This window comes from Bacillus sp. FJAT-29814 (assembly GCF_001510715.1).
Taxonomy (GTDB): domain Bacteria; phylum Bacillota; class Bacilli; order Bacillales; family Cytobacillaceae; genus Neobacillus.
Genome location: NZ_LMTJ01000001.1, coordinates 167,808 through 168,865, shown reverse-complemented (window position 1 = coordinate 168,865; position 1,058 = coordinate 167,808). Strand labels below are relative to the sequence as shown.

Annotated in this window: 2 protein-coding genes; both read right to left on the bottom strand. The window is 33.7% G+C overall.

Features of this window, described 5'->3' with window-relative positions; all coding sequences use genetic code 11:
* Window positions 1-664, bottom strand: a 664-nt coding sequence (locus tag AR334_RS30210; RefSeq protein ID WP_253701141.1) for a major royal jelly family protein, incomplete at its 3' end; no start/stop codon positions are given.
* Between the two features lie 209 nt (window positions 665-873).
* Window positions 874-1,058, bottom strand: a 185-nt coding sequence (locus AR334_RS30085; protein ID WP_216637996.1) for a DUF5655 domain-containing protein, incomplete at its 5' end; no start/stop codon positions are given.

Sequence of the window (1,058 nt, the reverse complement as noted above, 5' to 3'; positions counted from 1 at the left end):
GACTATCAGACGCCAATCTAAATGGAGAAGTTGAACCGTCTTTGTTTCGATTCATTAAAATTTGACCTTCTACTTTCGGTAAGAAATAGGGATCGGGTGAAGTTGAATTTGCCCCATTTAACCGTCTAATCGCGTTTCCATTTGATAAATCTATGACGATAATAGCTCCTGGTCCTCTTGAAGAAGAATCTGTTATATAGGCATAACCTGCTTTTCCAACACGAAAATCAAAACGGACATCATTCAGATAAGTTGTAGGCAGAACAACATCTTCCGTAAAGGTATATACTCTTCTAATTGTATTGGTTTTTAAATCAACAGCGACTAATTTTGCCCCCCCTTTAATAGGTTCAGAAAAATTGGGTGCAGCTGTATCTAATATCCAAAGCGTTCCCCTTCCATCAGCAACTACACTTTGGACACTGATGAAAGTCATTGTGATATTCTCGGGGTTAACCAAATTAGTTTGTAAGTTAGGATAAGGCTGTAATTTATCCTCAACAATTTCCGCCACCGTAAATTTAACATCGTCTCCCCATTTCGGAAAACAAATGAAAATACGACCGGTTTCTGAAACAGTAACACCTGTAGGCATAGCCCCATAAAATGCATAAACTAGTTCTAAATTACCGAAATATTTTTCACTAGGTAACATAGGTTTCATAATATCCTCCTCAAGCATTCAAACGGGATATCACCTATATATGATTTATATTTTTTCTAGTGCATGTTTCTTAATAAGTTTTTCTATACGAAAAGATGATTGAATGGATTGTTTTCGAAATTTAATAAGTCTGTCAGAAGAAAGGAAACATTTTAATTTAAAGGTCTCCTGTCCAACCATACATAGGAGGAACAGTTACTGATATCTAACTAACTCATTAATTGATATGATTTTTTTAAAAGAACTAAAAACTCTTGATTTAGTTCGTCTTCACTATAAAATCTAAAGTTATTGTGAAATCGGTTTTTTGAAACTTGTTCAATTTTAGTAATCTTCTCATGTTCAATTTGATGGTTTGTTACTAAATTAAAATCTACCCATTTCTTTTTTGGAT